Annotated in this window: 21 protein-coding genes; 3 read left to right on the top strand and 18 right to left on the bottom strand. The window is 60.5% G+C overall.

What is annotated here, in order from left to right; all coding sequences use genetic code 11:
* Nucleotides 1–5 precede the first annotated feature (5 nt).
* Nucleotides 6–866 carry an HlyD family secretion protein gene (locus AOA59_RS04690; RefSeq protein WP_099486168.1) on the top strand — a complete coding sequence of 287 codons (861 nt, stop codon included), beginning with the start codon at nucleotides 6–8 and terminating at the stop codon, nucleotides 864–866.
* Nucleotides 867–968: 102 nt separating this feature from the next.
* On the opposite strand, the gene AOA59_RS04680 is transcribed toward AOA59_RS04690, so the two are convergent.
* Nucleotides 969–1,370, bottom strand: a complete 402-nt coding sequence (locus AOA59_RS04680) for a DUF4440 domain-containing protein (RefSeq protein ID WP_083360060.1) — start codon at nucleotides 1,368–1,370, stop codon at nucleotides 969–971.
* The gene (locus tag AOA59_RS04675) at nucleotides 1,367–2,551 is read right to left on the bottom strand and encodes an MFS transporter (protein ID WP_099486164.1); all 1,185 of its coding nucleotides are present in this window, start codon (nucleotides 2,549–2,551) and stop codon (nucleotides 1,367–1,369) included. Before AOA59_RS04675 ends, AOA59_RS04680 begins: the two co-directional genes overlap by 4 nt.
* A 111-nt stretch (nucleotides 2,552–2,662) precedes the next feature.
* Here AOA59_RS04675 and AOA59_RS04670 point away from each other — a divergent pair, with 111 nt between their 5' ends.
* Entirely contained in the window at nucleotides 2,663–3,520 is an 858-nt protein-coding gene (locus AOA59_RS04670; RefSeq protein WP_099486161.1) for a LysR family transcriptional regulator, read from the top strand.
* On the opposite strand, the gene AOA59_RS04665 is transcribed toward AOA59_RS04670, so the two are convergent.
* The 16 genes from AOA59_RS04665 to yaaA form a co-directional block, all read right to left on the bottom strand.
* Nucleotides 3,517–4,329 (bottom strand): SDR family oxidoreductase, encoded by an 813-nt coding sequence (locus AOA59_RS04665; protein WP_099486159.1) that lies wholly within the window; start codon nucleotides 4,327–4,329, stop codon nucleotides 3,517–3,519. The two genes, AOA59_RS04670 and AOA59_RS04665, sit on opposite strands and share 4 nt — an antisense overlap.
* Before the next feature lie 14 nt (nucleotides 4,330–4,343).
* Nucleotides 4,344–4,808, bottom strand: a complete 465-nt coding sequence (locus tag AOA59_RS04660; RefSeq protein ID WP_069786112.1) for a multidrug transporter — start codon at nucleotides 4,806–4,808, stop codon at nucleotides 4,344–4,346.
* A 161-nt stretch (nucleotides 4,809–4,969) separates the two neighbouring features.
* Complete coding sequence (locus AOA59_RS04655; RefSeq protein WP_099486157.1) at nucleotides 4,970–5,245, bottom strand: DUF3077 domain-containing protein; 276 nt, start codon at nucleotides 5,243–5,245, stop codon at nucleotides 4,970–4,972.
* Between the two features lie 320 nt (nucleotides 5,246–5,565).
* Nucleotides 5,566–7,017, bottom strand: a complete 1,452-nt coding sequence (locus AOA59_RS04650) for a mannose-1-phosphate guanylyltransferase/mannose-6-phosphate isomerase (RefSeq protein WP_099486155.1) — start codon at nucleotides 7,015–7,017, stop codon at nucleotides 5,566–5,568.
* A gap of 194 nt (nucleotides 7,018–7,211) precedes the next feature.
* Nucleotides 7,212–7,868 carry an alginate O-acetyltransferase AlgF gene (locus tag AOA59_RS04645; protein ID WP_016974208.1) on the bottom strand — a complete coding sequence of 219 codons (657 nt, stop codon included), beginning with the start codon at nucleotides 7,866–7,868 and terminating at the stop codon, nucleotides 7,212–7,214.
* Nucleotides 7,869–7,884: 16 nt separating this feature from the next.
* Nucleotides 7,885–9,057 (bottom strand): alginate O-acetyltransferase, encoded by a 1,173-nt coding sequence (locus AOA59_RS04640; protein ID WP_099486152.1) that lies wholly within the window; start codon nucleotides 9,055–9,057, stop codon nucleotides 7,885–7,887.
* 11 nt (nucleotides 9,058–9,068) lie between these two features.
* A complete protein-coding gene (locus AOA59_RS04635; protein WP_069786114.1) occupies nucleotides 9,069–10,601 on the bottom strand; it encodes an MBOAT family protein in 1,533 nt (510 codons plus the stop codon).
* Between the two features lie 193 nt (nucleotides 10,602–10,794).
* Complete coding sequence (locus tag AOA59_RS04625) at nucleotides 10,795–11,904, bottom strand: mannuronate-specific alginate lyase (RefSeq protein ID WP_056858951.1); 1,110 nt, start codon at nucleotides 11,902–11,904, stop codon at nucleotides 10,795–10,797.
* An 8-nt stretch (nucleotides 11,905–11,912) separates the two neighbouring features.
* Entirely contained in the window at nucleotides 11,913–13,361 is a 1,449-nt protein-coding gene (locus AOA59_RS04620; RefSeq protein ID WP_099486318.1) for an alginate O-acetyltransferase, read from the bottom strand.
* Between the two features lie 11 nt (nucleotides 13,362–13,372).
* Nucleotides 13,373–14,941, bottom strand: coding sequence for a mannuronan 5-epimerase AlgG (gene algG, locus AOA59_RS04615; RefSeq protein ID WP_099486150.1), 1,569 nt, complete (start codon nucleotides 14,939–14,941; stop codon nucleotides 13,373–13,375).
* Nucleotides 14,941–16,428 carry an alginate export family protein gene (locus AOA59_RS04610; RefSeq protein ID WP_017135216.1) on the bottom strand — a complete coding sequence of 496 codons (1,488 nt, stop codon included), beginning with the start codon at nucleotides 16,426–16,428 and terminating at the stop codon, nucleotides 14,941–14,943. The genes algG and AOA59_RS04610 overlap by 1 nt, the downstream gene beginning before the upstream one ends.
* A complete protein-coding gene (gene algK, locus AOA59_RS04605) occupies nucleotides 16,425–17,948 on the bottom strand; it encodes an alginate biosynthesis TPR repeat lipoprotein AlgK (protein ID WP_256593026.1) in 1,524 nt (507 codons plus the stop codon). Before algK ends, AOA59_RS04610 begins: the two co-directional genes overlap by 4 nt.
* Nucleotides 17,949–17,957: 9 nt before the next feature.
* Entirely contained in the window at nucleotides 17,958–19,124 is a 1,167-nt protein-coding gene (locus tag AOA59_RS04600) for an alginate biosynthesis protein Alg44 (RefSeq protein WP_065912574.1), read from the bottom strand.
* A gap of 36 nt (nucleotides 19,125–19,160) precedes the next feature.
* Nucleotides 19,161–20,642 carry a mannuronan synthase gene (gene alg8 / locus AOA59_RS04590; protein ID WP_056858947.1) on the bottom strand — a complete coding sequence of 494 codons (1,482 nt, stop codon included), beginning with the start codon at nucleotides 20,640–20,642 and terminating at the stop codon, nucleotides 19,161–19,163.
* An 83-nt stretch (nucleotides 20,643–20,725) separates the two neighbouring features.
* Nucleotides 20,726–22,042: a nucleotide sugar dehydrogenase gene (locus tag AOA59_RS04585; protein WP_065912575.1), complete on the bottom strand. Its 1,317-nt coding sequence runs from the start codon at nucleotides 22,040–22,042 to the stop codon at nucleotides 20,726–20,728.
* 893 nt (nucleotides 22,043–22,935) lie between these two features.
* Nucleotides 22,936–23,715: a peroxide stress protein YaaA gene (gene yaaA, locus AOA59_RS04580; protein ID WP_056858945.1), complete on the bottom strand. Its 780-nt coding sequence runs from the start codon at nucleotides 23,713–23,715 to the stop codon at nucleotides 22,936–22,938.
* 120 nt (nucleotides 23,716–23,835) lie between these two features.
* Between yaaA and AOA59_RS04575 the strand changes: the two genes are divergently transcribed.
* Nucleotides 23,836–24,960: a polysaccharide deacetylase family protein gene (locus tag AOA59_RS04575; RefSeq protein WP_069786118.1), complete on the top strand. Its 1,125-nt coding sequence runs from the start codon at nucleotides 23,836–23,838 to the stop codon at nucleotides 24,958–24,960.
* Nucleotides 24,961–25,207 lie beyond the last annotated feature (247 nt).

Genomic DNA, 25,207 nt, shown 5'->3' with positions numbered 1-25,207 from the left:
CCCCGATGAAAAAGTTTTTCAGCCTGCTCGCGACCTTGCTGGTACTGGCTTTGGCGATCTGGATTGGCCGCACGCTGTGGGTGCATTACATGCAAACGCCCTGGACCCGCGACGGCCGCGTGCGCGCCGACATTATCAATGTGGCGGCGGACGTCACGGGTGAAGTGGTCGACGTGCCGGTGCGCGATAACCAGTTGGTGAAAAAGGGCGACTTGTTGATGCAGATCGACCCTGAGCACTACCGCATCGCAGTCAAGCAGGCGCAGTCGCTGGTGGCTTCACGCAAAGCCACCTGGGAGATGCGCAAGGTCAACGCCCATCGCCGTGCCGACCTGGATGCGCTGGTGATCTCCAGGGAAAACCGCGACGACGCCAGCAACATCGCCGACTCGGCCCTGGCCGATTACCAGCACGCGCTGGCGCAGCTGGAAGCCGCCGAGCTGAACTTGAAACGCACGCAAGTGGTGGCAGCAGTGGACGGCTACGTCACCAACCTCAATGTGCATCGCGGCGACTACGCGCGAATCGGCGAGGCGAAAATGGCCGTGGTGGATATGAACTCGTTCTGGGTCTACGGCTTCTTCGAGGAGACCAAGCTGCCGCACGTCAAAGTCGGCGACAAAGCCGATATGCAACTGATGAGCGGCGAGACGCTCAAGGGCCACGTGGAAAGCATCTCGCGGGGTATCTACGACCGTGATAACCCCGAGAGCCGTGAGCTGATCGCCGATGTGAACCCGACCTTCAACTGGGTGCGCCTGGCCCAGCGGGTGCCGGTGCGGATTCATATTGATGAAGTGCCCGAAGGCGTGCTGCTGGCGGCTGGCATCACTTGCACCGTCATCGTCAACCCGACACAGAACTAACTGTGGGAGCTGGCTTGCCTGCGATAGCGGGCTGTCAGTTGACCTGTTTTCAGCTGACCCACCGCCATCGCAGGCAAGCCAGCTCCCACAGTTTTGGCTGTGTTATGCCTTGATGAAAGTTTCATGCAGATGGCGCCACAGCAGCGCGCCACTCGCCTGTTTCTCGAACACCACGGTGGCGCGGCGGTCGGTCTGAGTGCCGCTGTCATCCACCTGATGCTCACGGTATGTCACCGTAGCGCCGCGCGCGTGCCGGTCGATCCCGGCCATTTCGCTCAAGGTGATCTTCAGCCCCGGGCGCATACCGCCCAGGCGCGTGAACAACGCTTTAACCCCGGCTGCATTCACTCTCGTGCCCGTGGCGGGTGCGACCATGCTGAATTCGGGTGAAAAGCGCGCAAGCAAGGTTTCCAGCGTGCCTTCTGGCGCAACCCCGGCAAACCATTGTTCGATCTCGACGTGGGTCTGGATGACTTCTTCAAAAAAATCGCTGTAATCAATCATTGCTGTGGCTCGCTGGCTGTGTGAAGCAGTGTCCGTACTCTGGAAGCATCCAGGCGCAACACGGCAAAAAGGGGCAGCAGTGTCAGGGCTGCGGCTATCGTGAAGGTTATGGCGAAGGAATCCAAGGCCGACAACAGCGCGCTGAGTGCCGCCGCGCCCAGGCAAAAACTCACCTGCCGGTTGATGTTCCACAGGGCGCTGGCGTGGCCCATGCGCTCGGCGCCAATGTCGATAAACGCCAGCGTCTGCGCTGTGCTGCTGCACAGGCTGCCGCCCACGCCCATCAATGCGTAGGCGGGAATCACCCAGGTTGGCTGGTTCAACAGCAGGATGCCAATGCATTGCAGAGCCATGCCCACCAGCAACAACGGTTTTGGACCGCAACGGTTGAACAGTTTTTTACTCAAGTAAATCGCCAGCGCCGACGCCACTGCCCACGGCAGCATCAGCGCACCGGTCTGTGTGGCGTCATAGCCCAGGCCGCGCAGGTAGAGGATGGCGATCATGCTGGTACCGATAAATACGCCAGGGATGCACAGGTACACCAGCATCGCCACGCGCAGCATCGGGCTGCGGGCCTGTTTGAAAATGCTGCCTACATCCAGGGCCGGGCGCACCGTTACAGGGACGTCAGGTTTTATCCACAGCAGTGCCAGCAATAGGGTGGTCAACGCCAGCGGCAGGTTGGCGTAGAAGATCCAGCGCCAGGACACGCTGTCGACGATCAATCCCCCTAACGCCGGAGACAAGGCTGGCACCAGCAATGCCACCGACATCACCCGCGCGGTGAGCTGGCTGCGTTCTGCGGGCGGAAAATGCCGATACGCCAAGGCCTGCCCCACCGGGATCAGCAAGCCGCCGCCCAAACCTTGCAGCAACCGCCAACCGATCAACCCTTCAATCGAACCAGCTTGGCCAACCATCACCGAGGCACCGGCGAACAGCAACAGGCTGACGGCGATCAGGTTGCGTTCGCCCAACAGGGCTGCCAGCCACACACTGAAGGGAATGATCACGGTCAACCCGAGCATGTAGGCGTTGCTGACCCAGGCCAATTGCGTCACCGAGGCGTGCAGTTCCAGGGCGATATCCGGATAGGCGACGGTGGCGACAAACATGTTCACCAGGTCCAGGGCAAAGCCCAGCAAAAAGATCCAGGCGACTTTCGAGCGGTAGGTCATAAACGCGATCCTGCGAGTGAAGCGGGCAGGGTAGGCGTGATGCAGGGTTTGGGATACGCCGGTTTGCCTGCTCCTTTGTCAAAAATATTTTGACAAAGGAGCGCGAGGCTTATGGTCAGCCTGGACCGATTCGACACCTTCAAAGCCGTGGTCGAGGCCGGCTCGCTCACCGCCGCCGCCGACCGCCTGGGCCAGACCCGCGCCGTGGTCAGCTTCAACCTCAAGCGACTTGAGGCAGAACTGGGCGTGACCCTTTTGACCCGCAACACCCGCCAGTTGGCGTTGACGGATGCCGGCGAGCGCTTTTACCTGCGTTGCACGCGCATGCTCGAAGAAGCCCGGCTGGCGGTGGAAGAAGCCCGCTCTGAACATGCGCAGCTCAAAGGCACCTTACGCATCACCACCACGGTGGAATACGCGCTGGCAGTCGTCGCCCCGGCGGTAGAGGCTTTTCGGCGCCGGCACCCGGACTTGAACATTCACTTATCCACATCCTCAACCCATGCCGATTTGATCTCCGAACGCTTTGACGTGGCGATTCGGCTGGGGCGACTGCTCGACTCCAATCACCGGGCGGTGCAGCTGTCGACCTATGAGGTGTTTGCCGTAGCCGCGCCGGAGTTTGCCCAGGTGCAAACCCTGGAGGCGTTGGAGCGCGTGCCCAGGTTAGGCCATGGCCGCTTGACGGAGCTGAGCCTGACCGACCCCGCCGGCGGCGAGCATCAATACCGTTCCGGCCCTGCTGCGCTGGTGGCCGACAGCGCCTCGGTTCTCCAGGCCTTCGCCGTGCGTGGGCATGGTGTGGCGGTGCTGCCGCAATGGCTGGTGCAGGGCGATCTGGAGGCGGGGCGGTTGGTGCGGTTATTGGCGGACCATCGCTTTGCCCCGCAAGGCATTTATGCCATGTACCCGGATACACGGCATTTGCCGCTGAAGGTGCGGGCGTTTATTGATTTTATGAAGGGTTAGAGTGAGCCTGAGAGTCCAAAGCGCTTCTTCAGGACTTTCTCCAGCAATCCTTTTGGCAACAACGCCGCCATCAACGGCAACGCTCGGCTGCCATTGCCCGCCCGCAACATCCGTGGCGGTGTTGGTTGTTGCACCGCCTTAAGCACTTGCGCTGCAAAATGCTCGGCCGAAGTCGGGTTGCCCTGCGAGGCCTGGGAGCGCGCGCGAATACCTTCGCGCAACGGCCACCATGGCGATTTTTCGTTGATCAAAAGTTCAGCCTGGGCGCCGGCGTTTTTCGCGAAGCTTGTGTTGATGGCTCCCGGCTGCACTTCCAGCACGCTCACGCCAAACGGCGCCAGTTCCATACGCAATGCATCGCTCAAGGCATGCACCGCCGCTTTCGAGGCGCAGTACGCACCGGCAAACGGCGTGACCAGCACACCCGAAACGCTGCCGATATTCACCACCAAACCTTTACTGCGCCGCAGCGCGGGGAACAGCGCCTGGGTGACGCCGACGATGGAAAATACATTGGTCTCGAACTGGCGCTGCATCGCATCGGTGCCGCCGTCGAGCAGCGGGCCCATGGCGCCATAGCCGGCATTGTTGATCAACACATCCAGTTCGCCGAGTTGTTCGGCCAGGCGCTGCAAGGCCGCGCTGTCGTTGACGTCCAGCAGCTCGGCATTGAAGCCGGCAGCAGCGAGGCTGGCGACGTCTGCTTCGCGGCGGGCGCTGGCCCACACGTCAAAGCCGGCGGATTTGAAGGCGTCAGCGAGGGCGCGGCCAATGCCACTGGAACAACCGGTGATGAGTACGTTGGGCATGGATCAATCCTTTGTCAGTCCGAGAAACTGCCTTGCAGGTGCTCGGCGCGAAATTCCAGGGTTTGCGGGCGGTAGCCGGGGCGCAGCGGCGGCGTGGGCAGGCAGTCGTCCCAGGTGGCGCCGGCCTGTAGTTCGCCGGGGCCGCGATAGCGCGGGGCCGCATAAACGTTATCGGCCAGGTTCACCGTGTCACCCGGCGCATAGGCCGCGAGACGCCAACGCAACTCGGTGAGCGGCACGTCGTTGCCGTTGATCAATACCAGTTTCAAGGGGCGGTCGGCCGGGCATTCCTGCGGCGCGTAGCTGATGCGCAGTTCCAGGCGCGCCAGTTGCGAGGCTTCGCGGCTGTCCAGCCACACCACCCAGATCGCCACAAAACCCAGGCCGACGGCGGCGGCCAGCGATACCGGCAAGGCCTTGGCGGGGTAGCGCAGCAGCAGGATCAGCCAGGTGATGATCAGGAGAACGCCGAAGAACATGGAGACCACCTCGAATAGGGAACGAGCATCCTAACTTAAGCGTAGGTGGGATTGGGTAGCTTGAGATAAGTGTTGAGCGGACGGACGCCATCGCAGGCAAGCCAGCTCCCACAGTTGGAATGCATTCCCCTGTGGGAGCTGGCTTGCCTGCGAAGACTTACTTACTGAGCAGAAGAATCAGCCTGCAAGCCCTCGATTGAGGCCTCAACCAAAGCCAGTCCGGTTTCAGCCAATTGCAGGCTGGCCCAGTTCAGGTAGCTCTGGTGTTCGGTGCACAGGTCTTGAGCTGCCAAGGTGAGCATGCGCGCGGTGCCCAATACATAGCTGGCATGTTCCAGTGCATGTTCGATGGGAATGCCGGGTTGTACGCAAAAAAGGGGGGCTTCACTGCGGTCGCTGGGGCCGAAGGGGGTGGGGCGGGTGGTTTGTTTGGACATGATGGATCTCCTGATGAAAATGGGATCCTATGAGTTTGCGAGGCCGTCAAACCTCATCACGAATGAGTCGTGACAGGCGCGAGGATAGGCAGGATGGGGGCAAGGGTCAATGCTGGCGGGGTGCTTTGTCGATCGTTCCCACGCTCTGCGTGGGAATGCATCCCGTGACGCTCTGCGTCACCCATGCACCGGGCGTGAGTCGGGACGCGGAGCGTCCCAGGCGGCATTCCCACGCGGAGCGTGGGAACGAGCAGCCCCCACCCAGCCCGCTGCGGATAGGGGACGCAACGGGCTGGATGAGGGCTTCTTGTACGACCGTGTTACTGCGCGATAGTTTTCACCGACACGCCACGTTCGACCGGGGTGGAGCGCCCATAGATATCTTCAAAGCGTTCGATATCGTCTTCGCCCAGGTAGCTGCCCGATTGCACTTCAATAATCTCCAACGGGATCTTGCCCGGGTTGCGCAGGCGGTGCACCGAGGCGATCGGGATGTAGGTGGACTGGTTCTCGCAGAGCAGGAACACGTTTTCGTCACAGGTGACTTCAGCGGTGCCGCTGACCACGATCCAGTGTTCGGCACGGTGGTGGTGCATCTGCAGCGACAGGCACGCGCCCGGCTTGACCGAGATGTGCTTGACCTGGAAGCGGCCGCCCATGTCCACCGAGTCGTAGGAGCCCCACGGGCGGTAGACTTCGCAGTGGTTCTGGGTTTCGCCGCGGCCTTGCTCGTTGAGGGTGTTGACCATCTGCTTGACGCCCTGGACCTTGTCCTTGTGGGCAATCATCATCGCGTCCTTGGTTTCCACCACCACGATGTTGTCCAGGCCGATCACCGACACCAGTTTGCCGTTGCCATGCACCATGCAGTTGCGGCTGTCCTGGATCACTACATCGCCTTTGCTCACGTTGCCATTGACGTCTTTGTCATTGACCGCCCACAACGAGGCCCAGCAACCCACGTCGCTCCAACCGGCGCTCAGCGGCACCACGCAAGCGCGCTGGGTTTTTTCCATTACCGCGTAGTCGATGGAGTTGTCCGGGCAGCAGGCGAAAGTGGCTTCGTCGAAGGTTACGGTGTCGGCATCCTGCTCGCTGCGCTCCAGGGTCAGCACGCAGGTGTCGTAGATGTCCGGGTCGTGTTTTTTCAGCTCTTCGAGGAAGCGGCTGGCGCGGAACAGGAACATGCCGCTGTTCCAGAAGTAACCGCCGCTTTTGACGAACTCGACGGCGCGTTTTTCATCGGGTTTTTCCACGAACTGTTGCACGCGGCTGACGCCTTCGGGCAGCAGCGAATCGTTGCTGGACTTGATGTAGCCGTAACCGGTTTCCGGACGGGTCGCCGGGACGCCGAACAGCACCATCTCGCCACGCTCGGCCGCCACAGTGGCCAGGGCCAGGGCGCGTTGCAGGGCTTTCTGGTCGTCGATCACGTGGTCGGCGGGCAGCACCAGCATCAACTCGTCGCGGCCTTCGTTGACCAGCATCATCGCAGTCAGGGCCACGGCCGGCGCGGTGTTGCGGCCGAACGGCTCCATCAGGATGCGCTGGCATTCGAGCTTACGCGTACTCAGTTGCTCGTTGACGATAAAGCGGTGGTCCTTGTTGCAGACCACGATCGGCGCGTCCATGCCTTCGAACACCAGGCGCTCCAGGGTTTGCTGGAACAGTGTGTGTTCGCCGGTGAGGGCCAGGAATTGCTTGGGGAACTGTTTGCGGGAAAGCGGCCAAAGACGTGAGCCGCTACCACCGGAAAGGATTACTGGGATCATGGGTGTTTCTCCTTGAATCGATTGGGTCAGAGCTACGAAGGTTTGTCGTTTCACTCTTGTTTTTGTCTCGGTCTGAACGGACTGCCTCGGTCAGTGTGGGAGCTGGCTTGCCCGCGATGGCGGTGTTGGATTCACCACCGCCATCGCGGGCAAGCCCGGCTCCCACAGGGGCCGGTGTCAGTTCAGAAAACTAATCAGCGGGTCGACACGGGGCGCTTGACCCACACTGGCGAAATGCTCGAACCCGAGCCGGTCACATACAGCACCGCCGCTTCACCACGTTCCAAAGCCACCGGCTTCACATCGCCGACTTTCTTGTCACCGTCGTACAACGCCAGGCTCACTTTCACCGGGTTGATCTCACGCTCGCCACGGCCCTTGGCGGCCACCGACTTGACCACATCGGTCTTGCCGTCGGCGGTTTTCAGGGTCAGGGCCTTGTCGCTGAGGTTCTGCACACGCACCAGGGATTTTTGCTTGTTCTTGAACGGCGGCTCTTCGATCAGTTGGGGCTGGCCGCTGCCGCTGTTAACCAGGGTGTAGTAGTGATCGGCCGCGAGCTTGACCGGTACGGTCTGGCTGCCGACCTTGGCGCTGTAGTCGCCGCCGGGCATGAAGCTGAAGTCACTGCTGGCCAGCGGCGCCACATCGCTCAAATTGGTCGCGCCGACAGTAGCGCTGACTTCCTGGTTCGACGCGTTGTAGACACGCACGAAGCTGGAGCCTTTTGGTGCCGTCGGGCCATACAGGGCGGCGTCGCCCCCGGCGAAGGCGGACATCGATACGAAGCTCATGCCGGCTGCGATAGCCAGGGTTTTAGCGAGACGACGAGGAGTTGTAGTGAAAGTCATGTGAGTTACCTCTCTTTCAGTTTTGCGCCCGGTCGGGCGTCTCGGATTTTTGAGTGTTCAAAGCCATGTTCTGTTGGCGCGAACCGGCTTGTTTAAGCTGCGCAACCCACTGTGGGTCGGCATCACCGATTTCGTTGTTGACGGGCAGATAACGTTCCGGAAACTCCCAGATCAGCACTTGCGGCGGGCTGTTCTTGAAGTCATCGCTTTTCAGATAGCTGAGCATCGGCAGGATCGGGCCGTGGCCGTCTTCGGAGTAGTTGATGACGTCGCTGTGCAAGGCTTGCTTGAGGGCGCCGACGAAGTTCCAGTTGGGGTTGGCGCTGTAGCTGGTGCCCACCAGGGCCACTGGCGTTTCACTGTCGGCAAACAGGGCGTCGTCGCCTTTGTTTTCCGCCAGGTGTGTGACGCGTTTTTGCAGCGGCTCTTTCGGTGGCATCAGGTTTTCAAACAGCGGGTCCAGCGGCAGGAACAGGCGCAGGTCGCCTTTGTGCGGTTCGGTTTTTTCGGCTTCGGTGACAAAGCGCTGTGGCTCACCGCTCAGCGGCGTCTTGTCGGCAATGGTCCTGGCCAACTGTTTGGCAGCGATTTCCGCACCGTCCGGGGTCCAGTGGGTGTCGGTGCGCAGGAACACTTGCGTGCCGCCCAACTTGGCCTGTTGCAGCGGGCCAAGCAGGTCAGGGGCAATGATCTTGTCGGCCGCCACACGGGCGTGGAAGTCCTCATACAGATTGGCGTGAATGCTCGCCGGTTTCACTTCACCCAGGTGTTCCGGGTACAGGCGCACCTTGGCCGGCACGATCGCCATCACCAGTTGGATGCCCTGGGCCTTGAGTTTTTGGCGCACGCCTTCGACCAGCGCGTAGTTGCCTTGCAGGTTCTGGTCTTCGTTGACGATGGGGTTGAATTCCTCATCGCTGTAAAGCCAGTGGTCGCGGCCCAGCACCACGCCGGGGCGGCCTTCATTGAACAGCTTGTAGTCCAGCGCCGCCCAGAGGTTGGTGCCCAGGCGCTTGATCGGGAACTCGTCGTCGTAGTGGGTCTCGACGGCCTTGGTCCAGCGGCCGTTGAGCACGGTGGCGTCGGCATTGGTGCTGAAGCCGAAGAAGCTGCGCGTCGACCAGGCGCCCAAGGCCAGCAGCACCAGCAGGAACAGCGTGATATAGAGGACGCGAAATGAACGGGTCATGGTCGGCTCCCTCAAAATTGGAAGTAAAGGAACGGCGAGAAACTCTGCGCCGACAGTTTCAGAATCGACGCCACGAACAGCAGCAGCACGGTGGCGCGCATGGCGTAGCGTGGCCAGTCAGCGGTCCAGTAGGCCGGTTGCACGGCGGCGTCCTGACCTACGCTGAAACCGGGCTGGTGGATGCTGCCTGGGTTGTCGCCGGGTACTGCCTTGATCAGGCTTGGGTCAGCCGGTTTGGCTTTCTCGGCAGGGCGATTGGTGTAGAAGTCGCGCAGGCCAAAGAACGCCAATGTTGCGTAGGCCACCACCAACGTCGCCACTTGCAGGCCGGTGAGGCTGGCGCGGTTGAGTTCTGAGAGTGACCATTCGCCAAAGCTGAACATCGCGCCGTACATGCGCCCGGCAACGTGCAGGTTTTCGGCGCGGAAGATCACCCAGCCCATGACTACCAGCAGGAAGGTAAAGGCCCAACGCACCACGTTGAAACTGCGTGGCGCGGTATTCAGGCCGATGGCTTTTTCAATCGCCAGCCACATGCCGTGCCAGGCGCCCCACACGATGTAGGTGATGTTCGCACCGTGCCACAGGCCACCGAGCAGCATGGTCAGGAACAGGTTGCGGTAGGTGGTCAGCGTGCCTTTACGGTTGCCGCCCAGGGTGATGTACAGGTAGTCACGCAGCCAGGTGGACAGGCTGATGTGCCAGCGCCGCCAGAACTCGGTGATCGACTGGCTGATGTACGGCTGTTTGAAGTTCTCCATAAAGCGGAAACCCATCATCAAGCCCAAACCGATGGCCATGTCGCTGTAGCCGGAGAAGTCGAAATACAGCTGCGCGGTATAGGCCAGCGCGCCGAGCCAGGCATCGCCTGTAGTCGGGTTTTGCAGGGCGAAGCAATGGTCGGCCACCACCGCCAGGGTGTCGGCGATAAAGACTTTCTTGATGAAACCCTGCATGAACCGCGTGCAGCCCTCGGAGAATTTGTCGAGGGTGTGCGTGCGGTTGTTGAACTGGTCGGCCAGGTCGCGAAAACGCAGCACCGGGCCGGCAATCAGATGCGGGAAGATCGCCACGAACGCTGCAAAGTCGATGAGGTTGCGGGTTGCCGGGGTGTCGCCGCGGTACACGTCGATGATGTAGCTGATGGACTCGAAGATGTAGAACGAGATCCCTATCGGCAACAGCACGTGGGTGAGGATAAACGGCTCCAGCCCCGCCGACTTCATCATCACATTGATGCTGTCGACGCCGAAGTTGGCGTACTTGAAGTAGCCGAGGATGCACAGGTCGACAGCCACGCCGAGCAACAGCCAGCGCTGGGCCGGTTTGGTGCGCACGCCGGCGGCACCGACCTTGAGGCCGATCCAGTAATTCCACAGCGTCACGGCGGCGAACAGCGCCAGGAAGTCCACTCGCCACCAGGCGTAGAACACGTAGCTGGCAATCAGCAGCAGCAGATTGCGATAGCGTTGCCCGCTCAAGTAGTACAAGCCGAGAAAGATCGGCAAGAACAAAAACAGGAACACATTGGACGAGAAAACCATCCCGATCTCTCCATGTTTAACCAACAGTCAAGGGCCAACGGCCCCCCCAAACCCCCCACGATTTCGCGGGAGGTTGTGATCGTTCCCACGCTCTGCGTGGGAATGCCTCACTGGACGCTCTGCGTCCGCTTTTGGGACGCGGAGCGTCCCTGGCTGCATTCCCACGCGGAGCGTGGGAACGATCAGCTGTATATCAGCTGCCTTTGTTGCCTTTTTCGTGCGTCGGGTCGTAGACCTTGGTCAGGTCACCGCCGAGGCGGAAGGTCTTGAACGGCTGCATGCCGTGCTTGCGCTCGATCACCTCCGGCGCACAGGTGTAGAGGGTGCAGAAGGGCTCAAGCCAGGCAAATTTCATGTCTTCCTTGAGATCCTTCATGTCCTGCTCTTTGCCGTTCTTCTGCTCGAAGATGTCCGGGTCTTTCACCCCGGCCAGCACCTTGTCGCCCAGGCGTTTGAGCGCGCCGTTGTTTTCCTGGCGCAGGTCCACACCGTTGACCAGGGCAAAGCTGGCGATCATCGACAGCGGCGGCAGCGCGTAGTTGTGGTACGCCAGGGCGCGTTGCTGGCGCTTCAGTTCGTTGGGCAAGAAGCCCTGGGCGTCCACCTGGTTGGCGCCGACCTTGTATTCCTTCACCGCCCAATCAAACAGGTCGCGACGGTTGGTGGCGATGGACGTTGCCATCACCGACCACGCGGCCCAGTAGGAGTGGTTGTTGGTTTTATCCAGGGGCAGGTTGTCCCAGTCGCTGACGACTTGATCGGCGAGCTTGTTGAACCAGGCCTCGATCAATTGCGATTCCTGCTGATGGTTGGCCAGCGGGTGCGAGTCGGAGAACTTCAGGCGCACATAGGCTGACGCCATGCTGCCCAGCGCCCATTTGCGCATGGACTTGCCGGTGTGGTTGAAGTCCTTGGACATCAACGCATCCGCCTTGGCCCAGCTCGTAAGCCAGTTGAGTGTGCATTCCAGCTGCTCCGGGCGGCCGTCGCGCATGAACTGCATCACGCGTTTGCTGGTGTCTTTTTCCAGCTTGGTGATGTCGGCAGTGCTGTCACGAAAGGCTTTTTCCGATTGCACATTCAGGGTGGCGCGGGCCTTGTCCGAGCCTTCGTACTTGCTGCGAAATTGCAGCGAGCCGGTGTACGGCGCCGGCATGGCGTCGCAGTCATTCTTGAAGTCGCCGGTCTTGAACGCTTCCACCGGGGCGAAATAGCCCTGGGGTGGACGCAGTGGTGCGGCGGCGTTGACTGTACCGGCGAACATCGCCAGGCCCAGCAGCGTTGGAATCAATAATTTCTGCATAAGTAACCTCACTTCCCAAGCTGGGCGGTCTGTTGACCACCCGCCGAGAACACGTTGCGTGTGCAAATTTTCGCTTCGACTTTCTGCGCGGCAGTGCCCGCTTCGGGGCCTTGCACTTCCACGGCCAGCAAGTTCTGCGAGGCCCAGTCTTCATCGGTGCGCAGTTCAAAGGCGAAACGCCCGTCTGTATCGGATGTTTCGGGTTTCTCGATCTTGATGTCCTCGTGGCGCCCGTTCATGTACCAGAGGGTGGCTTGCAAGGTTTTCACCGACGGGTCGGCGAAGCGGATATCGACCTGATGGTTGGCGTTGCGCAGGTCTTTGTTCGAGCTGTTGACCATCAACTCGTTCTTGCCGGGTTTGAGCGTGGTGCTGGCGCTCATTTGTGCAGGCTTGCCTTCGCAGCCGTTGTCGAGCAGCGCCATCATCTGGCGGTAGATGGTTTCCTGGTCGAGGCGGTACAGCGGCGAGAATTCCCAGATAAGGATTTTCGGCGGCGTCTTCTGGAACTCGTCGCTGCCCAGGTACTGGATCATCGAGCCTTCCAGGCCGCCGCCGGGGAAGGCAACGTTTAGGATGTCGGCACCGATTTCCTGTTCCAGGAAGCCGGCGAAGTTGTAGTTTTTGCCGCTGTGGCTGGTGCCCACCAGGGTGATCTGCGGGTTCCCCGAATCGCCGAACAGGTCGCCGTCACCGGCTTCGCCTTTAGGCTCGGTGGTGAACTGGTCCATGTATTGGATCGCGTAGCTGGTGCCGCACAGTTGCCCGGCCATGTTGTGCAGGGTGCCGGTCTTGCCCATGCGCCCGGAGCGTTTGGTTTCGAACTCGCGCTTGGGAATATCGGCAAACTCGGGCATGGCACGCACTTTGGCTCCGACGATTTTTGCCGTGCGTTGGGCGCCGTATGGCGTCCAGTGCTGGTCACCACGGAAGTAGAAGTCGTGGGCCGGCAGTTCATCGGGCAACTGTTCATTGGTCAGTGGCGACAGGTCCGGCACCACATAACCCATCTTGGCAAAGCGGCCGAGCATGGTTTTGTAGTTGCCCAGCGCCTTGTCGAAATCGAATTTGGCTTTTTCTTCGGGATTGAGCTTGTTGCGGTTCACCAGGCCACGGGTCGGCTGATAGACCACCACCAGCTCCACGCCCTTGGCCTTGAACGCATCGTGCAGTTGCTGCATGCGTTTGTAGCCGGCGGGGCTGGTGTCGAATTCGGTGCGCAAATCTTCCTGGGTACGGAACAGCCAGTCGCCCTGGGCTTGCACCAGGGTGGTGAAGTTCTGCTGGTAGCGCGTGGTGTAGTTCTTTGCGTCATGGGCGGCCGGGCACAGGCTGCAGCACGGCTCGGCGGTGAACGTGGGGGCTTTGACTTCATCGGCGCGCACGCCCTGGCTGGCCGCCAGCAGGCCGAGGGTCAGACCCGAGAGGCTCAGCAGTTTGATCATGTGTGGGTGCATAAGGGTCATCCTCAGTCCTGCATTTGGGTCTGGCGTTCGACAGGGTCGATCAGCACGGCTTTCTGCTGGCGCACCAGCAGGTCGAGAATCTCTTCCTGGCGATCGCCCAGCACGCCGGCAAAGCTGATGCCGCTGGATTTGGTCGGCGCCAGCATCGATACGCGGTACAGCTCAATGCTCAACGGCGAATCAATTGACAGCGGCCCGCTGCCGTTGCCGGCCAGCTCGCCGCCGACCACGATCAGCGAGACTTTCGCGTCAAACGGGTCGAGGGCGATGTCGCGGTCGGTGTCGGTCAAATCCTTGATGTGCCCGTACACGCCGGTCAGGCCGTTGGCCATGGCGGAGTTCTCGTACAGGCGAATGTTCACGCTGTTGCGCACGCGGATGCCGTGGCGACGGTTGGCGATGACCTTGTTGCCCCACAGCAGGTTGTCGCCGCTCTCATAGAGGGTGATGCCGTCGGTGTGGTTGCGGTAGATCTCGTTGTCGGCGATGAGGTTGTTGACGCTGTTACGGTCGATCACCAGGCCCGAGAGCTTGTTGTCGTAGCTGCGGTTGTTGAAGATGAAGCTGTCGTTGACCTCACGGGAAATGATGATGCCGTGTTTCTTTTTGGTGCCGTAGACGGTGTTGTCGGCAATGATCAGGCCGTGGGAACGGTCGTGCGGGTCGATGCCGTAAACGATGTTGTCTTTGTAGGTGTTGCCCTTGATCACAAAGCCCGTGGTCTCGTAGCAGTAGAAGCCGTACCACATGTCAGAGAACTCGGAATCGATGATCCAGCCGGTCGGTTCCGCACGCTTGAGCACCTTGGCCATGTTCGGCGTGTACTGGGAAATACTCACGCCGTACGACTTACTGTTGGCGTAGCCGAAGCTGGCCATCTTGGTCTTGGAGATGTAGGTTTCGGTGCCGCCCCAGGCCAGCAGGAACGGGCGGAACTCCTTGGGCGACTTGAACAGCGCCGGGCCGTTGGTCTTTTCGTCCCAGCCGGTGATTTTGGTGTCACGTACAAACAGCTGGCCGTCGTTGATCAGGAACGAACCGGCTTGTTGGGACAGGCGCAGCTCCTGGGTCTTTTTGTCGATGTCGAGGATGCCTTTGCGCCCGACCACAATCGGCAGCTTGGCCAAAAACACCCCCGGCGAGGTTTCGCTGAGGTACTGCTTGGGCACTTTGCCGAGCAGGTCCTTGAGGTTCATGTAGCCGTCGTCGACAAAGATCGCCTGGGGAATGCCGTGCTGGCGCACCACCCATTCGGCCATCTTGTTATCGCCGCCGATAAAGTCCTTGAGCGCGTCTTCCTGCATCATGCGGCGGATGCTGACTTTGCCCGACTTGCTGCGCACGATCTTCTTTTCCATCGCCGCCGCGGTGTAGCCGGTCAGGTCGGGCAGCGCAGGCTTGGGCAATTCCAGCGGCGCGGTCGGCGTGCTGGAAATAGTGTAGGTCTTGGCCTGTTGCAGTTCCTTGGCGATGGTCGGCGCCTTGGCCGCCGTATCGGCAAAGGCTGTGGCGCTGGCCATCAGCATTGCCGCGACGAGTAGGCTTTGAGCATTCATTGCGCAGGCTCCCATCAGAATTTCCAGATCACGTCGACAAACGCGCGGTGCATGTACGAGTCGACCTGGCTGCCGTAGGCGTCACCCGGCTTGAACACGCCTGCACGAAAGCGCACCAGCGCCGACGGCTCGTCGATCGACTGGCTGAGGGCGGCCGGCAACAGGCCCTTTTTGAAGTACTTGGTGACCACCAGGTCCATTTCCTGACCCAGGTCTTTCTTGCCGTCTTCCAGCGGTAACGAGGTGCTGGACAGGATTGCGCCGGTCACGTCGTCGGTGTTGTTCTGCACCGCATCGATGCCGTTGCTGCCCACCGGCTTGTTGCCGTCGACGCGCCAGAACTTGTGATAAACCAGGCTGGCGTCGTAGTCCTCGCGCAGCTGCCAGGAACCGAACAGGCTCATGGACTGCATGTTGTTCATCTCGCCGCGAAACGCTTCGCCAAAGCGATGCACGCGGGACTGGGTGCCGGTCCAGTTCGAACGGTTGCTTTGCAGGCCGTTCTGCTCGTACTCGGCGCTGGCGCGGGAATAAGCCGCGCCGACCTGCCACTGCGGGTCGAGACGCAGGCGCACGCCGATATCGGTGGCCCAGCCATTCACGTCGTCGCTGCGCTTGGCCTGGGTTGGGCGGGTGCCGTCGGCATTGAGGGCATTGACCGTGTCGCGGTTGCCTTTCATGCCGGTGACGCTGGCCCAGTAGTTAACCGTGTTGGTGTTGCGCCAGTTATAGGCATCGCTGTTGGCTTCGATGCCGAGCCAGGTCAGGTCGCCGTTTTCGCGCTTGTCCAACGAGTCGGTCGCCACGCCCGGTTCCGGGTAGTCGAGCTTACCGTTGTCATGGGTGTGGTGGGCGCGCAAGCCGATCCACTGGCCTGGGGTCCACTGGTAGGCGGCGTCGGCGTAGAGGTGCTGGCGGTCCTTGTCCTTGGGCGACAGCTCCTTGAGGTCGGTGCGGTATTCGCTGAAGCGTTCGGCAACGCCGACATTGGCCTTGAGCAGGGTGGTATCGAAGGTCCAGTTCAGCGCTTCGATATTGGTGTCGCGCCATTGGCCGTCGTCATTGCGCAGGCGTTGGCGACCCAGCTTGAGCAGTTCGCCCGGGTAAGGCGTGAAACCGCTGTAGCCGACCCAGAACTCGCGCATGGCCAGGTAATTTTTCTTGGACTTGCGGTCGTTGTTGGTGGTTTGCTGATTTTCGTCATCGGCCGATTGTTGCAGGGGGTCGGTCTCGATAATGTCACTCGACACGACCGCCTGCCCCATGGCGTAGGCGCTCCACGCACCGCTTTCACCGTAGACCCACGGGCGCAGGTCAAGGCCGATGCCGTTGACGTCGCCGCCTTTTTGCGTGCCGAGGTCGCGGTCATCTTCGGACTGCGCAGTGGCTTTGACTTCCAGGCCGAAGTTCTTGGCTTCGGTGAGCGCGGCCAGGGTCGGGCACGACCACAGCAGGGCGAAGGTCAGGCCGATACCGGCCTTGACGAATGGGTTGAGCTTCATAGGGATTCCTCGCCGTCTTCTTCTTGCAGGGCGTGCAGTTGCAGCGTGCTCTGGGCCAGGGTGCCGCGTGCGGCCAGTTCCTGTTGCACCAGGCGTTGGCCTTCGGCGCGTTGCTCAGGCGTCAACGGGGCTTCGAGCTGCGTGGCCAGGTCATTGGCCTCTGGCGTGTCCTGGGCTTTGGCCAATTGGCTGAAGACATAGGCGTTCAATGGGTCGGGCTTGGTGCCCTTGCCTTGGGAAAACAATTGCGCGATGGCGAAGTCGGCGCTGTTCTGGCCGTTGCGCGCAGCGGTCAGCAAGTGGTCGAGGGCTTTTTGCGAGTAGACCTTGCCCAGGTAGCCACGGCGATAGATCTGGCCGAGGTAGTAATCGGCGGCGACTTCACGGCCCACGGCTTTTTCGAAATGCGCTTCGGCAGCCTTGGCATCGGCCGGCACCCACTTGCCTTCGTAGTAGAGCTTGCCCAGCAACAGCTCGGCGCGCGGCTGGTCGGCGGCGCGGCCGTTGTCCAGGTACTTCATCATCTGGTCGACGTCGCCCAGTTCGGGGAAGTCGTAGAGCAATTGCGCCAGGCTGACCCAGGAGGCCGGGTAGCCGGGGGCGATTTTTTCCAGCAAGGCCTGGGCGGTTTTTTCGTCCGGCTGGCCGAGTGTCGCGTCACCCAATACGCGGGCCACGCTGTCGACACGCTGGGCGGTGACGGTGCCACGGGCGTAGCCGGCTTCCAGCTGCTTGAGCAGCTCGGCTTGTTGTTCCGGCGCGGCTTTCTTCTGATAAACCGTGGCCAGTTCGACGTAGCAGATATCGGTGGTGTTCAGCGCCGCCTTGCAGATGCGCTCCACATCATCCAGGTGCTGGTCGTAGGTGTTCTGGGTGCGATACAGCAGCACCTGGGCCAAACCTGCTTCCGGGTAACCCGCCGCCTGCCATTTGCTGATTTGCTGTTGGGCGTTCACGTTGGGGAAGCTGTGCGGGTATTGCAGGTACAGCATCGCCAGCGGGATCAGGGTGTTGCCTTCGCCATTGGCAAAGGCTTTTTTCAACAGGCCTTCGGCCTCGTGCTGTTCAGCTTCGGTAGCGCCGGGTTTGGCCACCAGCAGGCGGCCCAGACGTGCCTGTGCACGTGGCGACGTATCGGCGGCTGCGCGGTAAGTGGCCTCGGCCTGGCGGATTTGCTCGGGATCGCGGGTGGTGACCTGGATGTCAGCCAGGCCAACTTGGGCTTCGCTGTAGCCCAGGTCCGCCAACTGCTGGTAGTTCTGTTGGGCGGTGACCGTGTCACCGCGCTTCAACGCTTCATTGGCCAGGCGTTGGTCGGGCAGGCCGGCGCAACCGGCGAGGCTGACCGCCAGTGCCAATGTGCAGAATGCAGAGGCGAAGTGCGACCCGCTCTGTGTGGGAGCTGGCTTGCCTGCGATGCGGGCAACTCGGTCTTTCAGGTGCACCGAGTCGATCCCATCGCGGGCAAGCCCGACTCCCACAGTGCTCTGTGTTGTGCTTGAAATAGGGTTCACAGGCATGTCCTCCGCTTACAGACCGTGAGCCATGGCTTTATCGATCAGCCAGTTCAGCGAAGGGCCGCGGTCGCTGGTGACTTCCACTGGGCGGCCGGCATAGGTGCTGTCCAGCGGTGCATCCGGCTTGATCTGCACGCGAATGTCGGAGGACAAGTCGGCGCTGTTCAGGCTGGTGCTGCTGACGATGGTGCCGGTGCGCAGCTGTTCTTCGTCGGCCACCTGGAAGCTCACCTGTGTACCTGGGCGTACGTCACCGAACTGGCGATAGGTAAAGCGCGCTTCCACATTGGCCTGGCTGCCGCGTGGCACCAGCTGGAAGATCACATCGCCCTTGCTGGCGTACTGGCCGTCGGCGACCAATTGCTGGGCGACCACGCAATCGCACGGCGAGGTCAGGGTGCCGGTCATTTGCTTGCCGAACAGCTCTTCAACCTTGGCCGGTTGCAGCTGGTCTTCGTCCAGATGGCCCTTGAGCACATCGAGCATGCTGGTGCTGAACGTCGCCAGGGGCGCGCCTTTGGCTGCAACCGCGTCGCCTTTGAGCAGGCTTTGCACGGTGCCGTCGCGCGGCATGGTCACGTTCATGCCGGGCACGCTGACCAGGCCCGCCTGAGCGTGGCTGACGAAGTACATGCCGTACACCGACTTGAACACAAAACCGAACGCGGCGAGGCCGACAATGAAGATCCCGGCGCTGAACACCACCGCGCGCAAGCGACCGAACGCGCTCATGCCGCTGCCGCCGTCCTTGACCTTGCGCGCCTTGGTGAAGTTGTCCCGTTGCAGGGTGGCCAGCACGTCGCCCATGGTCACGATGTCGCCGGACAGGTGCGAGGTGATCAGGTGGCGCAGGGTGGAAATATCCTGGGCGTCGAGGTTCTGGAACTGGCAACCGGTGCGGCCGCTCTGGCGGTCGTAGGAGCGAATCTGCAGCTCTACATCCATCGCCAGACCGAGGTTATCGATCACGAACTGCAGGCGGCCCTTGTGCACTTCACCGACGGTCAGCGGCTGGGTGGCGGTGAACGCCAGGCCACCGGCGGACAGGTCGATCACCCGTGCTTCGGTCTGGGTGCGGTCGGTGTTGAAGAAGCGCAGCTTGGCCGGGATTTTGACCCGGGCATGTTGGCGCTGGGCTTCGGATTCGTGGACAACGTTGGCGTTTACTGGGCTGTTCATATGTTCGATTTCCTAGTTAATTCAGGCTTGGCTGGGTCAGACCATCATCAGCAACACGGCGACGAAAATGCTGCCGGCGGAGAAGGTCATGGTCCGAGACGACCAGGTGTTGAACCAACGTTGAAAGCTGGCCAAATCGCGGGTCAGTTTGGTGTCCTGGCGGGTCCAGGACTGTTGATCAAGGCGGAAGAACACGTAGATCTTCACCAGCGCGCCCATGATCTGGTTGTAATACAGAATCACCGGGTAGGCCGGGCCGATCTTGTGGCCGGAGCACGACAGCAGCAGGGTCAGGATCAGGCGGGTGATGCCGATCCACAGCAGGTACGCGAGGATGAACGCGCCGCCATATTTGAAGGTGGCGATGATCGCCACGGTCAGGCCGAGCAGGGAGGTCCACATCGATACGCGCTGGTCGAACAACACGATGCTGGTGAACAGACCCAACCGACGCATACCCAGGCCCAGGGCGCGGGAGTTCTGGCGCAGGTTGTTGCCGTACCAGCGGAACATCAGTTTGCGGCTGGCCTTGATAAAGCTCTTTTCCGGTGGGTGTTCCACGGTGTGGATCGCGGCGTCCGGCACGTAGAAGGTGTCGTAGCCCAGGCGCATCAGGCTGAACCAGCTCGACTTGTCGTCACCGGTCAAAAACTTGAAGCGGCCCAGGCGCCAGTGTTGCAGCGAGTCGCTTTCCACGTCGGCGATAAAGCCGGGGTCGGTCACCACGTTGGCGCGGAACACCGACATACGACCGGTCATGGTCAGTACGCGCTTGGACAGGGCCATGGAGCACATGTTGATGTGGCGTTGGGCGAAGCGCAGCTTGTGCCATTCGCTCATGATGTAGCCGCCGCGTACTTCACAAAATTCGTTGGTGGTCAGGCCACCGACATTGCCGAACAGCTGGAACCACGGCACGGTCTTGCGCACTACGCCTTCGGCGAGCACGGTGTCGCCGTCGATCACCGCCACCACGGCGCGGTCATCCGGCAGGTGGCGCGAGATGGCGCGGAAACCGAAGGCCAGGCCGTCGCGTTTACCGGTGCCGGCGATGCGCACGAAGTCGAGCTTCACGCGTTCCGGTGGGTTCATGCGCTCCCACAGGCTTTTCACCAGCAGCTCATCGGACATCTCCACCAGCGAGCACACCACAGTGGTCGGGAAGCCGCATTCGATGGCCTCGCGAATCACCGAGCTGTAGACCTGCGCGGTGGTCAGCGCGTCGATACGGAAACTGGTGACCATCAGGAATACGTGGGACGGGTCGGCAGCCTTGCCCAGCTTGCGCACCTTGCGGCGCAAGTGCGGGTAGACCACGTACAGGAACAGCATGCCGCGAAAGAAATGCGTAGCACCCATCGAGTAGCGCCAGATGCCGACGGCGCCAATCAGGAAAATAAAATTCTTCGACTCGGAGTCGAACGTACTCGCCGGCAGCAGCAGGGCGAGACCCATCAGCAGGCTGAGGAAGAACAGCCAGCCGGCGGATTGGAGCAGTACGTGTTTTAACTTGGACATGAGCGTCATCCGAAGGTGAAGAAGGCTCCGCACTGCACGTGCTGGGGATCAGGACACGTGCAGTGCGAAACTTGCCGTTGCTGTTACCAGCAAATGCCTTCGGTACGGCCACTGACACTGGTGGCCCGGGACATGAAGCCCACCAAGTCGATCACCTGTTTGCCGTGGGGAGCGTTGTGCGCCAGGGCACGGAATTTCTCGTCACGGTTGCCGAGGATGATCACATCGGAGTTGTTGATCACGTCGTCGAAGTCGGAATTGAGCAGCGACGACACATGGGGGATCTTGCCTTCGATGTAGTCCTTGTTCGCACCGTGGACACGGGCGTATTCGACGTTGCTGTCGTAGATGCTCAGGTCAAAGCCCTTGCCGATCAGCATTTCCGCGAGTTCCACCAGCGGGCTTTCGCGCAGGTCGTCGGTGCCGGCCTTGAAGCTCAGGCCCAGCAGGGCGACTTTGCGCTTGTCGTGGCCGGCGACGATATCGAAGGCGTTCTGCACCTGGGACTCGTTGCTGCGCATCAGCGAGTTGAGCAGCGGCGCTTCCACGTCCAGCGAGCTGGCGCGGTAGGTGAGGGCGCGCACGTCTTTGGGCAGACACGAACCGCCGAAGGCGAAACCTGGGCGCATGTAGTATTGGGACAGGTTGAGAGTCTTGTCCTGGCAGACCACTTCCATCACTTCACGACCGTCGACGCCGACGGCCTTGGCGATGTTGCCGATCTCGTTGGCGAACGTGACCTTGGTGGCGTGCCACACGTTGCAGGTGTACTTGATCATCTCGGCGACGGCGATGTCCTTGCGGATGATCGGTGCATCGAGCTCTTCGTACAGCGACTGCAGGACATCGCCGGAGGCTTTGTCGAATTCGCCGATGACGGTCATCGGCGGCAAGTCGTAGTCGGCGATGGCCGTGGATTCACGCAGGAACTCAGGGTTCACCGCCACGCCGAAGTCGACACCGGCTTTTTTGCCGGAGCAGTCCTCCAGGATCGGGATCACTACGTTGGCCACGGTGCCTGGCAGTACGGTGCTGCGCACCACGATGGTGTGACGGGTGGTTTTGTCCCGCAGGACAAAACCGATCTCGCGGCATACCGCTTCGATGTAGTTGAGTTCCAGGTCGCCGTTTTTCTTGCTCGGCGTGCCCACGCAAATCATCGACAGGTCGGTATCGCGGATGGCGTCGGCGAAGTTGGTAGTGCCGCGCAGTCGACCGTTTGCGATGCCTTGGCTCAACAGTTCGCCCAGACCCGGTTCAACGATCGGCGATTTACCCGCGTTGATCAGGTCGATCTTATCCTTGGAGATGTCTACGCCGACCACTTCGTGGCCACGGGCAGACAGGCAACCGGCACAGACTGCGCCAACGTAACCCAAACCAAATATGCTGATGCGCATCGCAATTACCTCGTTGTTTAATACAGGCCATTAGATGGCTGGAGTTCATGTTTGCAAGCGTCACTGATGCCGCGAAAGTTGGGCGAATAGACGCCGACTTACCGCGTGCAGGCATGTTTAATGACGAGTGACTAATAAGTGCACCCAAGGTGTGCGCAACGTGGCCTTGTTATTGGAGCTTGCCCTCAAATGCAGCCGGCCTTCCTGGGAGAAGGGCCTGGCGTCAGTGCCGCAGGGCCTTGATAGAGGCTGATAGCCTTTGAATATCAATGCCTTGGGTTATCTCACTGACCCATTAGGGGAAGCTTGGCCTTGGCCTTATAGTGCGTGGCAATTCATCCTTGTCGCCGCTATCAACTGATCAATTGGCAATATGACTCCTGAGTCAAAGTTGAAATATGACAACTTCGCTACTTCCGTGGGTTGGTCATGTAAGTCATCTCTTACAGCAACAGAGAATTTCGTTACCGGTGGTATGAGCGGTGCTTGAGGGTGAAGTTCCTGGCCGCTCATCCTGTTTCCGGAAATTTCTTGAAATATTAGAAAAGATGGCACTGGTACTATATTGATAGCACTTGCTATTTGGGCGAGTGGTTATGGGGAGTTGAAGAGAGGGGATAGTTTTGTGCCACTAGTGTTTGAAAAAAGTGGTGCCACTACGAAAAAAAATGACGAATGTCGAGTGAAAGATTCTTTAGAAATCTGCCTGCGGATTTTTTGACGTCAAATAAATGACTTTTTCGGCGTGGAATGCAGACAAAACTGTGGGAGCTGGCTTGTCGGGTCGCCGCATCGCTGCGATAGCGGTGGATCAGTCAGTATTTCTTAACCTGACACTCCGCTATCGCAGGCAAGCCAGCTCCCACAGTTGAACTACAGCGTGAGAGCGGGCCCTATTCCGGTGCGTGATCGCGCAGGAACACCAGATTATCCGGCTTGGACTGCTCCGCATTGAAGCGGTAACCCTGCACATCAAATGCTTTGAGCTTGGCAGGATCATTGATGCGCTCTTCAATCACAAAACGGCTCATCATGCCCCGGGCCTTTTTGGCGTAGAAGCTGATGATCTTGTACTGGCCGTTCTTCAGGTCCTTGAACTCGGTGTTGATGATGCGTGCGTTCAGGGCCGTGCGCTTGACCGCCGAGAAGTACTCGTTGGAGGCCAGGTTGAGCAGTACGTCGTCGCCTTGTTCGGCCAGCGCTTCATTCAACCATTCGCTGATGCGCGTGCCCCAGAACGCGTAGAGGTCTTTGCCGCGGGCGTTGGGCAGTTTGGTGCCCATCTCCAGGCGGTACGGCATCATCAGGTCCAGCGGGCGCAGCAGGCCGTAGAGGCCCGAGAGCATGCGCAGGTGGTCCTGGGCGTAGCTGAAATCGGCATCGCTGAAGGTCTCGGCATTCAGGCCGGTGTAGACGTCGCCCTTGAATGCCAGCAGCGCCTGCTTGGCATTGGCCGGCGTGAAGGCCGGGGTCCAGCTGCCGAAACGGGCGGCATTGAGGCCACCGATTTTGTCGGAGACGTGCATCAACTCGCTGATTTGCGCCGGGCTCAGTTCGCGCAATTGTTCGATCAGTTCCTGGGAGTGGTCGAGGTATTGCGGTTGGGTAAAGCGCGGGGTGACCGGCTTTGACTCGAAGTCGAGGGTTTTGGCGGGGGAAATCACCATCAGCATGAAGTTGGCTCCTGTAATCGTGGCAGGGATTCTAGGGGGTTGAGTGGTTTGACTCCACCTATGATGGCGATAGGCACGATCCGCTATGATGGGCGGTAACTCTGGAGAGGGAGACCCTGCGTGCGCCTAGCACTTTTATTGTCAGCCTGCTTACTGTGCCTGAACGCCCACGCCGCGCCGGTGGATGTGGCCAGCCTGGACCGTGGCACCTGGCCCGAAAAGCTCAGCAGCCCGGCACTGTTCGATGTCGCCTCACGCGCCGAAATCCTGATGTTCTCCCATAGCCTGCTGGCCAGCGAAAATCAGGATGAGGCCGCCCTCAAACAACGTCTTGGCCTGAAGATCATCAACCTGGCCGCCATCGACGACCTGCGTCGACAGCTCTGGCAGCGCTTGCTGGAAAACTACACGGCCGCCCAGCAAAGCTGTGAAGAGGACGCCTCGTTCTGCTACCTGGTGGAGAACATGGACGATCTGCGCGAGCAGGCCGGCAAGTTCCAGGTCAGCGATAACTCCTTCTATATAGGCTGGGCCGGACCCAGCCATAACTTCCATGAGCGCTACCTGGACGAACTGTTGCGCAAAGCCGCGCTGTTCCCCCAGATCGGCAGCGAAGTGCTGCGCTTTGGTGACCACGAACGCAATGGCGACGAGTTGAACGACCGGCTGTTCCTGCTGACCTTCGACGGCGGCCCGGCGCCGGTCAGCGGCAATACCGACTGGCTCACCGACTACCTGCGCAAGCAGAAGATGAACGCCACGTTCTTCGCGCTTGGCAGCAGTTTGCAAACCCGCGTAGAGCGCAGCTCCAGCAGTGACGTGCAGGCCTTGTACCAAGGCCAGTGCGTGGGCACCCAGGGTTGGCAATACCGGTCCCATAGCCATTGGGTCGAGTGGCAAAGCTCGATTACCCGCAGCGCCGCGCTGGTGCAGAACCTGATGCCGGAAAACTATGTGCCGCTGTTTCGCCCGCCCTATGGCCAGCGACGTGCCGACAGCCAGGGTTTCTTCCAGTCCCAGGGTTTGCAGGTGGCGTTGTGGGACATCGACTCCCAGGATGAACCGGGCAAACTCAAGGCCGATGAGTCGGCGCAACGGGTGCTGACGTTGATGCTGTTGTGGCGTAAGGGCGTGATCGTGTTTCACGACACCCAGGACAAGGCGCGGGTGGCATTGCCGATGTTATTGCAGGCAACGGCGCAAAGTGGCTTGGGGTGGCAGGACTGCCGGGAGGCATTTCGCTGAAGTGCCCGGCCCTGTTAGGGATGGGGAATTTCAGGGGTGATTTTGTGCGACATTTCGATGCAGGCGGACTTCCGACTTTAACGGGGTCACTGGCACTCGGCTAGTGCTATTCGTCATCCTGAAAAATAAACTTCAAAAAAGCGTCAAAGTGCTTTTTCCTGTCATGGGTTTTGCGGTATTACGAAGTCAGATCGCCGAACCCTGCAACACAGGTGGCGTCTTCCAAGACTCCTCATGTGGGCACTGC

This window comes from Pseudomonas sp. 2822-15, assembly GCF_002742515.1.
Classification (GTDB): Bacteria; Pseudomonadota; Gammaproteobacteria; order Pseudomonadales; family Pseudomonadaceae; genus Aquipseudomonas; species Aquipseudomonas salomonii.
This window is presented reverse-complemented; position numbering and strand designations above follow the sequence as displayed.